The organism is Seohaeicola nanhaiensis (assembly GCF_042654245.1).
Classification (GTDB): domain Bacteria; phylum Pseudomonadota; class Alphaproteobacteria; order Rhodobacterales; family Rhodobacteraceae; genus Seohaeicola_A; species Seohaeicola_A nanhaiensis.
In genome coordinates this window covers 52,404-62,164 of the sequence record NZ_JBHSGI010000015.1, presented here as the reverse complement: position 1 = coordinate 62,164, position 9,761 = coordinate 52,404, and the positions used below count along the sequence as shown (strand labels likewise).

The window sequence follows — 9,761 nt, the reverse complement described above, 5'->3', positions numbered from 1 at the left end:
GCCAGACGAATGCTGGAACTACTTCAAGGCTGCCGGATATGTCTCAGGTTAAAGGTCGGGCGCTTTAGCAGGCCGCGCACCACGCCGATGAACGCCTCTGCCGACTCTGCAGGCTGGCCGGTCAGCAGGGTCAGCGCTGGCAGCGCAGCAGCATTTTGCTCCAGCACCTGAACCGTATCCGTTCCGTTCGCGCGGTCGAACCTTTGCAGCACCACGCCCAGCCGGTCCGCAATCAAAGCGGCAAACGAGACGCCACCTGACGGCTGCACCTCAGTTGCCGAGACAGCATCAGGCGTGAGCGGCCGCGACATGCCGGCCCCTAGCTTCGGATCATTGACCGCCGCGCCCGACAGCGTGACGGCGTGAGCGCCGAGCACTCCAGCGGCAGCCTGAGGCAACGCGGCCGTCTGGGCCGGCACAGGCACCGAGACGCCATAGATCGCCGCCATCTCCCGCGCCCAGTCCAGAACCTCGTCCAAAGTGTCGCCCAGCCGGTCCAGCGTCCGTCGGCGCCCGGCCGCATCCTGAGGAAGGTTGACCTCACGGGCCACAGGCCGCTCGACAGTCTTCGGCGCCGGCGCGGCCCTGTCCGCGGAAGCGAGCAGCTGCGCAAAAATCCCTTGTGGACCCGAGGTCGGGCGCGCCTGGTCACCGGCCGGCGCGGTGGCGCGCACCGCGCTCATCGGTTCGGCAAAGATAAATCCGTTCATGCGCTTTCCTTAGGTCAAAGCTTCCATCTGAAATCCCGCTTCGATCAGTTTCCGGCGCAGCCGCAGCAGCGCGCGCTTTTCCAGCTGGCGAATCCGGTCGCGCGACACGCCGAAATCCTGCGCCAGCATCTCCACATCGGCAGGAGGGTCATCCAGGCTCAACCGTTGGATGATTTCGGCATCCTCCCGGTCCAGCTTCGACAGCGCTGCGGACACCAGCCGACGCTGTTCGTTCTCGCTCGAGCGCAGCGCGACCACCTCCTCCGGAGTCATCGCCGACGCTGTCAGATTGCCTGCCAGATCGCCCCCCTCGCCCAGATCGACGGTGCCATACATCGCCAGACGGGCCATTTCGCCGTCTTCCTGGCCCAACCGGCCGCCATTCGCGTCCAGGAAGGTGCGCACCGGGATGTCGATCACGCTTTTGATGCGGACAAGCGCCGCCGCGACCCCGTTCAGCACCCACCAGCCGGCATAGGTCGAAAACCTGACATCCTGGTTTAGGTCGAAACTGTCTGCCGCCCGCATCAAACCGATCATTCCCTCCGCGACCAAATCCTCGATATGAACGGGATTATCGGTCCAGCGCGCGGCCTGTGCGAACACCTGCCGCGCGTGGGACCGCAAAAGCAGCTCGAGCGCGGATCTGTCACCCTTCTGTTGCCAGTCCCGGATAGCATCGCGCTCTTCGGTCACTGTCAGCATAGGCTCGTTCATCGCCGCCCGCCGCGTGATAAACATCATGTGAAAGTGTCCGACAAGTATTTGGTGTCATGGACATATAAGCACAGTCCATACATTCGCGAAAGAACATTGGGGTTTCGGAATGGTTAAATTCCCCTGGACTGTCGCAATACTTCCCAGTTCATGCCAACCTTCCGCTCGACCAGAACCGCGTTGACCGCGCCCCTCAGCATCTCCAGCCAGTCAGACAGAGCGTGCCGTCCGCCCGAAAATACCAAAAGATCGCTCGGCAGAAGTTCCGCTGCTGGTGCGGCGAATGCCGGATCAAGTGCCTGAAGATAGGCGCGCACCTCGGGTCCGGACAGGGTCTGCCCGTTCAGGAACAGCCCGCTGCGGTCCGTATGCGCCCGCATCGCGCCCGACCAATAGGCCCCCAGGGTCGACGTCAGCCCCTTGGAAAATTCCGACGGGATCAGCCCCAGCTGCTGCAGGCCGGCAGATCGCGCCATGCGTTCGTAGGCACAGGCCATCACATACAGGGCCTCGTTCTCCCGCTCGATCGGGAAAGCGCCCAGCCGCAGAACACCCAGCAATGTCTTTGCAACCACGATTCCGACATCGAACGAGGCAATTTCCAGGTCGACCGGCGACGCGAGACAATCCTCGTCGCAGATCACCACGAGCGATCCATAGGGCACGTCGACCGAAAGCTCCTCGACGATCACATCTCCCAGCCCCAGTTCCGGCATGACCTCCATCTCGTCGTGGAAAACATGCGCCCGGTCGCTGCCTACGGCCCCTGACAAGAACACCGTTTGCGCCGGGATCATCGCCTGGATGATCCGTCGAACCCGCTTGCCCTCCCCCGGAGCCGTGGCACGGATCACACCCTGCCAAATCTGCTCGAGGACACCCGTGCGCATCGACTATTCCCTTTTGAAAGTCCCACCGCTGTTACGTTAACCAAAGCTTAAGCAGTCGATCCAGTTGCGAACTGTTAACCAGCTCTACTACATGCCTCAAAAGAACCGTCCCTTTAGCACAAGATATTGCCTCACTCACCATATATAGCGATTGGCGCATGGGATCTTAACAACCTGTATTTCAGTGGATTTCACCAGCGCGCCAGACATGGCGGGGCCAGGGTGGGTCGTTGCCACCGCGCTGACCACAGCGCGCAAGCGATTTACAATTCGCCCGCTTGACAGGAATTTCCTGTGGATAATTGGCACCGCGGCTGAGGTTTGACCGCAGAATTTTTGCCGCACGCACGACCGTTTGCCTGATTATCGGGCAACCTGTCGCGCCGGGTCGGGGTACGCCAGCAGGATGTCAATCCGCCGGTTCAGCGCCGCGTCAGGCCGATCCGGCAAGAGTGGCTTTGTGTCCGCAAGGCCCGCAATCTGCTGCACGCGGGACGGGCTAACCCCTGTCGCCAAAAGCACACGCCGTGTGGCATTGGCTCGGTCTGCAGACAGCTCCCAGTTGGAATATCCGGCGTTGCGCTGAAACGGCACCGAGTCGGTATGCCCCGAAATCGTCAGTGGATAAGGCATCTCGGCTATCGCCGAGCCGACGATCTCGATCATCTCTCGCGTATGGGTCTCGATCCGCGAAGACCCCGATCCGAACATCGACCGCCCGTCCTGGTCGACGATCTGCACCGTCAGGCCCTCTGTCGTGCGCTCGAAGCGGATATTCGCCGTGAAATCGGCCAGTTCGGGCTTGGCGCGAATCGCGTTAAGAATGCTCTCCTCGATGGCATCCAGCCGCGACTCGCGTTCGAACTGCGCCGCGGCAACCTCCGCGCTGACTGCCTGCGCCGGCCCGGCGCCGTCGTGCTCTGTCGAACCGTCGTGCGGCGTCGTGCCATCGAACTGGCCCGATTTCGAGACTACGTCCTGCCCGCCGTTGCCGGCTGCATCCAGGGGCGCGGGCTCATACTCCACCACGGTTCGCGTAGTGTCTTCCTTTAGCCGGCTGTCGAAGACCGAAAGCGGGTTCTCGCGTCCGAAACTCGGCAGCTGAACTTCGCTCTTCGGGCCTTCGCTGCCGCTCAGCACACCCTTTTCGGCCAGCACCTGACCGCCCAGCACACCGTCCCCCTTGCCGCCCTGTTCCGACAACGACGGCGTGAAGTAGTCGGCCAGCCCCCGCAGCTTTTCCTCGTCCGAGGCAGCAAGAATCCACAGCAGCAGGAAAAATGCCATCATGGCGGTCATGAAGTCGGCGTAGGCAACCTTCCAGCCCCCGCCGTGATGGCCGTGCTCTCCCTCTTCCTCGATCCGCTTGATGATGATCGGTCGATTTCGCATGCGCGCCCTGCTCGGCCCCTTGCCTGAACGGCGGCGGGTTTCTCACGAACCCGTCCGGCCGAAACATTAGGTTTTGTTCAATATTCCTGCAGTCTTCCGGGCCGGCCGCCGCGCGTATTTGCCAAACCCGGTTTCCTTGGCGTATTTCGCCTTCTTGCTTGAATAGCTCGGCGCTACCAGCGGCACATCCGCAGCGAGTCCGAACCGCGCCCTGTACTCCGCTTCGGTCAGCCCGTGCTCCGCGCCAATATGGCGCTTCAGCATCTTGAACCCCTTGCCGCAGCACAGGCAGTATACCTTGTCGCGGGTCATCGCACGCTCCAGCGGGATCGCAGCTTCGGCGATCGTCTGCGGTTCGGACGAAGGCATCTCGACGGCACCCGCCCCTCCCGCCATCTCGTGGCGCAGGCGGTTGAACAGGCTCACGATCTCGTTCGGCCCCACATCCGGACGCCCGGCATAGGCCGCCACGATGCGCGAGATCATCTCGTCCTTGGTGTCAGATGTAGTCATCTTGCCTCCGACCTGTCCTTTCGCCGGTCCTCAAGGACAGTTATTCCGAAAATGCCTTTGAATCCAGATGAAACGTGGAACACTCCAAGAACCGAACCCCAAGACTGCGCTTCTGTTCTTCACTCGGCCTTCGTCCTGGCTCTGAAAATAGTTTTATTTCTTAGGGTTACATAGGCTGTCGAGACCATAGGATAATCATCCGGCAGACCCCAACGCTGGCGGTATTCTGCCGGTGACAACCCCAGGGTCTCCGCAAGGTGCCGGCGCAGCGCCACGTGGCGCGTGCCGGTCTCGAGACAGACAAGAACGTTGGGCGTAACGCTGTTTTCAATGGGAATCACCGGATGCGCCCTGCCCGTGTCATCCCGCCGCCGCCAATTCCGGCGCAGAGCCCTGTAGATCTTCCTCAATGACATGCCGCCCTCTGTCACATGTTCTTTTTCGAACTTTTTCTTGTTCTCATGAACAACTATGCAAAAATAGTTAAAGCACGTTGAAGAATTGAGATTTTTCGCAAACTGTTTGAGCGGGGTTGGAAATCTTCAGCGCCCCGCCTAACCTTGTCCTTCATCTTCCACCTTCAATCACCGGGCGGATTGCTTGAACGGAGCGTGCGTCATTGTCGATCCCCAGCCCCGCCACCGCGGCGAGCTGTCCCGTCTGGCACGTCAGGCCGGGCTGGACTGCGTGGTCAACGCCGCCCTGCCGCAAGCCGCCGACGGCATCTTCGACCTGCCGGTATCGCTGCGCCTCGCCATGATCGCGATCGACGCCCCGGACAGTCCCGCTCTGTCCCTGCTCTCCCGGATATGCGTCACCTTTCCGGGGTGCCTGCTGATCGCCATCGACACCGCCGATACCGCAGACAGTGCCGCCCGCGCCTTTGCGGCGGGCGCCCACGACGTTCTGCGCGTCCCTCTGCGCCCGGCCGAGGCCGCAACACGCATCACGCGCGGCCTTGCCCGAATGGCACCCGAACAGGTTCGCCAGGCCGAAGCCGCCGTCAACGACATGATCGATCGGCTGGATCTCAAACAGGCTGAAGCAAACGTGTTGCGCATCTTTTCGTCCCATCTCGGTCAGATCGTTACCCGGGACGAGCTGTCTCAACAGCTCTATGGGACGCCGTGGGAATACGGCGACCGTCGCTTCGACGTCTACGTGACTCGGATCCGGCGCAAGCTGCGGCAGGAATTCAAGGATAGGCTCGAACTGCGCACGATCCGCGCGGTGGGCTATGCGCTGGAATATGCCACGGCCAATCCCGACTGACATCAACGCGCCAGCGCCGTTTCCAGCGCGGCCAGCGGGCCCTCCCAGTCACCCGCCCGCTCCTGTCGGTGCAGCCGCGCCGCGCCATACCACGGGTCAGTTTCACCACCCCCACCCCAGTACCACATGCAGTCCGCGCCTTCGGGGATCAACAGATGCGCCCCCGTGCGACCCAACGCGCCGCACATATGCGCTGTCGTGTTGTCGATGCTCGCTACGTGGTCAAGCGCTGCGATCTGGGCGGCGAACCCGGCCAGGTCGGTCATCTGGTCGACCGTTTCGTCGGTGACAAACCGGAGATCCGGGCGGACCGCCCTCGCCTCGGCGATATCCCCGGCGGTCTCGCCATACTGAAGGTTCACCACCAGCGCGCCCTGCGGCAGCGCCCGTACCATCCGGCTAAGCGGTATCGACCGCAGATGCCCGATCAGGCTGGCGCTCTTCCACGCCACACCGATCACCGGCGCACCAGCGGCCATGCCTGTATATTTCTCCCGCAGCCGCTGTATCCGAGCCGCCTCCGGCACCAGATATCCGCCATGCCGCACCTCCGGATCTGAACCATCCAGATACCGCACAAGATCGCCCAGATAGACCAACTGGTTCGGCGCCAGTTGCTGCGGTTTCGACAGGAAATCCCTGCGGTCGTGATGCCCGACGCCCAGACCGTTGTTTTCCAGGAGCTCACCGAAACGAGCGTCCGCCACCAGGGTTACCGCGGCGCCCTCGGACAGTGGCGCGATGCGCAACAGGTTCAGCAAGGCCAGCTGATCGCCAATTCCCTGCTCTCCCATTAAGATCACCCGCGACAGCTGCGGCAGGTTTTCGGGCGCGGCATTTTCGGCCGGGATCAGCGCGCGCTGCTGCGCCGGAAAGCGTTGAACATAATAGGGTGCGGCGGCTGCGTAGTCCCCCTTGCGCAAGAGGAAGACGCCATAGGCCTTGGCCATGTTCCCGGCCGATCCGGTAACGTGGATCGCCTCCAGAAACGCCGCGTCCGCCGCCGCATCGTCGCCTCGGTCCTGATAGATATTGGCCAGAACTCCACGGGCATGGGCAAACCCTTCGGGCGTCGCAAAATCAAAGTCGTTCGCCAGCCGTTCAGCCTCTTCCGCCCGCCCTGCGACGCGCAACATCAGCAGGTAAAGACCCATCACCGCGTCGCGGTCCTTTACCGTAAGCAGCAACTCCTGCGCCAGCGGCTCGGCCTCGGCAAAGCGGCAGCGCGTCACCAGCGCGCGCAGGCGACCAATTCGATGCGCCTCGGATTGCGGATCGATCATCCATGCCTGATCGTAGAACTTTGCCGCCCGGTTCGGCTCGTCCGCATCGATCAGCATGTCGGCCAGCTTCAGGCACAGCCCTCCATCACCCAGCCGCCGCACATGCGCTTCCATGAGATCGGCCGCCAGGTGACGCCGGCCCAGCTTGGACATGAGTTCCAGATAAAGCCGCGCCAGCCCGACATCCTCGCTGCCGGCAACAAAGGCGCGCGGGATCAGACCCACCGCCTCCTCCACCTCGGCCGCCAGAACATGTGCCTTGGCCATCCCGCCCAGAACAAGAGGATCCTTCGGCCGAACGGCCAGCGCCTCGGCGAAAAAGGCCTTCGCCGTCGCGCCCTCGCGCTGCGCCAGCGCCGCGCCGCCCATTACAGTCCAGGCATGATGGCACGCCGGATGGCTCTGCGTGACCGGATGCGCCAGCTGCACCGCACGCATGACTTCGCCCCGCGCAAGCGCGTTGAACGCCTCGTGCAAATCCAGCGATTCCTGCCCCTTGATCCCATAGATCTTGGCAGCCTTGGCAATCTGGACACGACGGTCCTTGCGGCTGAGGGGCGCTTGCGTGGTCATGTCAGTCCCTCGGAACAACGAAATAGTCGATGGTATTGCGATAGGCTGTGCTGTCGACCACTCGGTAATTGGCCCGCCGGCACCAATCCTGCGCGAACCCCATGATGTTCTTGCGCAGAACCTCGATCCAGATCACCGGACGGTCGCGCGCGATCAGGCCCGCCGCGCCGTCCAGCACCTCCAGTTCCATGCCCTCGGCGTCGATCTTGATGAAGTCGATCCGGTCCGCACCGATCAGCGCATCCAGGCTGCGCGTCTCGATGCCGCCGTGCTCGGCTACGACCAGACGCGTAGCGCCCAGATTGTCAGCGTCATCCGTCACCGCCGCGAACCGCCCTTCGCCGCGACCGGCCCCAAGGCCCCAGCCGCGCCGGTCGATCCGCCCGTCAATGCCGTTCGCCGCGATGTTCTGATCCAGCAACGACAGCGCCTCGGGATTGGGCTCCACCGGATAGATCCGCGCCGGATCGAGATGTCGGGCATACCACACCACATGGTTGCCGATGTTGGCCCCGACCTCCACGATATTCGGCCGCGGCTGGCGCAGCAGCCGCTTCAGCTTGACCAGCGAACTCTCCTCGAAGAACTGCCCGCGAAGATGCGCCGCCTGGATCAGATCGCGCGGATTGGTCACCCGCATCCGCGCCGGCGCCCCTTCCCCGTCGCGGATCTCGGCGAAGACGGGCACTTCTGCCAGTTGCTCGGACCAGAGCCGCGATACCGCCTTCTGCCAGTCCTGTCCGGTCGCGCCCCGCGGCCCCGTCGAGTGCTGGCCACGCCGGTTGACAAAGAAGATCTCGGGCCGCTTTGCGCACCGACACTGTGCCCAAAGCTGGTAATAGAACTTGAAGTCCTCGCCGGTATCCATACCCGCATCGAACCCGAACCGCGCCGCGCAGCCGGTACGGACGAAAGCGCCGATCTGCAGCGACAGATGCGGCTCAACGCGCAGCAAATCGATACGGCTGTCGATTCGTTCCGGTTGGCCGTCGCGCAGGGCTGGTTCACCCTTTTCGTCAAACGTGCAGATCAGCCCCCAGACCGCGTCCAGCTCAGGCTCCGCCGCGATCACCCTGCCGAAAGCCTGAAAGGCGTTCGGCGTCATCACGTCATCGGCGTCCAGAAAGAACACCCAGTCGAACCCTTCCGCTGCGGACTGAGCCAGTGCGGCGTTGCGCCGGTTCGACCGCCCGTGACGGCCCTCGCCGTCATCCATCACCAGATGACCTATCGACGCAAATGGCCCCGGATCATAGGTCCGCGCCCGTTCGACCGAAGGGGCGCAAGACGACTCCAGCAGGGCCGCGTGTCCGGGCCCGACCGGCGTGATCACCGCACATTTCATTCCGAGTTGCTGGCCAGGATCCGCTCAAGCGTTCCGACCGGGCCAAACGGCACCATGTTGACCGCCGCAGCCGCGGTCCCGGCCACCACGCATGCCGCCGCCGCAGCCCGCAGCGGGGTCAGCCACCGTCGCCTGGACCTTATGACCGGCTGCGGTACGGGCTCCGTGCGCACCTCTTCGGTTGCGACCGGCCCGCCGGGGGCAAGGAAGACACCTTCGGACGTGATGGTTGCCTCGACATGGTAAAGCCGCCCCTCGAAGGCCCGCCGCAAGGCTTCTGGGAAGGATTCGATCGGCACGTCCAGCACGGCGGCCTTGCCCGGCACCCATCCGCGCAGGGCCGAGCGCGGCAGATAGAACCGCCAGAAATCGGCACTGAACCCGATCTCGGTCACGACCTCGGGTCCGGTATGCACCGTCACCCGATCCGGCGAGAGGACAATGCGCACATAGCCGCCCGCAATCCCGATGTGGCCCGCGCCGAACTGGCATTCCCGCTGCGCCCCGCCTGGCAGGAATCCCGCCGGCATCTGCGGCGCGGACGGGGGAGGCGGCACCTCGGCTGCCATGCGCCGAACCTTCTCGGCGATATCCGCCTTGGCCAAGCCCAGGTTCAAACGGCGCGTCGGCCCAGCCTGGATCTTATCCTTGAGCGGCGGCGCCTCTGCACCTTCGGTCACAGCCTTCGGCGCCTTCGCCGCGTCCTTATCCGCCTGATATTCCTGCGCATAAATGCGCGCCTTCTCGGCCAGCCCGGATACGCCCGCCACGATGGTCAGCATGTCCTGCTCTTCCGAGAACCGCACCACGCGCGTCGGCCAGCCCTTGACCTCGGGCGCAACCGGAAAGCTGCGCGTCGGCAGATCCATTGCAGCCGCAGCCCGGCGCAGCGCCCGGCTGCCCTCCTCCACATGAAAGATAACGGTGCGACAGGTGCCGTCCGCCTTCAGACACAGCAACAGGCTCAGATCCGCAGGCCAGTCCGGCAGCACGCTGCGGACCAGCTCCTCATCGAAACAATATGCAAAGGCGTCGGAGTTATTCATGTGCTTGGCGTCAGTCTGGC

Annotated in this window: 10 protein-coding genes; 1 reads left to right on the top strand and 9 read right to left on the bottom strand. The window is 63.5% G+C overall.

The window, feature by feature from the left end; genetic code table 11:
• Positions 1-23 precede the first annotated feature (23 nt).
• The 6 genes from ACFO5X_RS13435 to ACFO5X_RS13410 form a co-directional block, all read right to left on the bottom strand.
• Positions 24-710 carry a hypothetical protein gene (locus tag ACFO5X_RS13435; protein WP_380717988.1) on the bottom strand — a complete coding sequence of 229 codons (687 nt, stop codon included), beginning with the start codon at positions 708-710 and terminating at the stop codon, positions 24-26.
• 9 nt (positions 711-719) lie between these two features.
• Positions 720-1,454, bottom strand: a complete 735-nt coding sequence (locus tag ACFO5X_RS13430) for a sigma-70 family RNA polymerase sigma factor (protein WP_380717987.1) — start codon at positions 1,452-1,454, stop codon at positions 720-722.
• 86 nt (positions 1,455-1,540) lie between these two features.
• Positions 1,541-2,317 (bottom strand): hypothetical protein, encoded by a 777-nt coding sequence (locus ACFO5X_RS13425; protein WP_380717986.1) that lies wholly within the window; start codon positions 2,315-2,317, stop codon positions 1,541-1,543.
• Positions 2,318-2,680: 363 nt separating this feature from the next.
• Positions 2,681-3,709 (bottom strand): flagellar motor protein MotB, encoded by a 1,029-nt coding sequence (locus ACFO5X_RS13420; RefSeq protein ID WP_380717985.1) that lies wholly within the window; start codon positions 3,707-3,709, stop codon positions 2,681-2,683.
• Positions 3,710-3,775: 66 nt separating this feature from the next.
• A complete protein-coding gene (locus tag ACFO5X_RS13415; protein WP_380717983.1) occupies positions 3,776-4,222 on the bottom strand; it encodes a Ros/MucR family transcriptional regulator in 447 nt (148 codons plus the stop codon).
• 119 nt (positions 4,223-4,341) lie between these two features.
• Positions 4,342-4,638: a MucR family transcriptional regulator gene (locus tag ACFO5X_RS13410; RefSeq protein ID WP_380717982.1), complete on the bottom strand. Its 297-nt coding sequence runs from the start codon at positions 4,636-4,638 to the stop codon at positions 4,342-4,344.
• 184 nt (positions 4,639-4,822) lie between these two features.
• On the opposite strand from ACFO5X_RS13410, the gene ACFO5X_RS13405 reads away from it, so the two are divergent.
• Positions 4,823-5,494 carry a winged helix-turn-helix domain-containing protein gene (locus tag ACFO5X_RS13405; RefSeq protein WP_380717981.1) on the top strand — a complete coding sequence of 224 codons (672 nt, stop codon included), beginning with the start codon at positions 4,823-4,825 and terminating at the stop codon, positions 5,492-5,494.
• A 2-nt stretch (positions 5,495-5,496) separates the two neighbouring features.
• On the opposite strand, the gene ACFO5X_RS13400 is transcribed toward ACFO5X_RS13405, so the two are convergent.
• Genes ACFO5X_RS13400 through ACFO5X_RS13390 form a run of 3 tightly spaced genes read right to left on the bottom strand, consistent with a single transcriptional unit; the run spans position 5,497 to position 9,741 of the window.
• Positions 5,497-7,350: a tetratricopeptide repeat protein gene (locus tag ACFO5X_RS13400; RefSeq protein ID WP_380717980.1), complete on the bottom strand. Its 1,854-nt coding sequence runs from the start codon at positions 7,348-7,350 to the stop codon at positions 5,497-5,499.
• A 1-nt stretch (position 7,351) separates the two neighbouring features.
• Positions 7,352-8,695, bottom strand: coding sequence for an FkbM family methyltransferase (locus tag ACFO5X_RS13395; protein ID WP_380717979.1), 1,344 nt, complete (start codon positions 8,693-8,695; stop codon positions 7,352-7,354).
• Positions 8,692-9,741, bottom strand: a complete 1,050-nt coding sequence (locus ACFO5X_RS13390; protein WP_380717978.1) for a hypothetical protein — start codon at positions 9,739-9,741, stop codon at positions 8,692-8,694. The genes ACFO5X_RS13395 and ACFO5X_RS13390 overlap by 4 nt, the downstream gene beginning before the upstream one ends.
• Between the last annotated feature and the right edge of the window lie 20 nt (positions 9,742-9,761).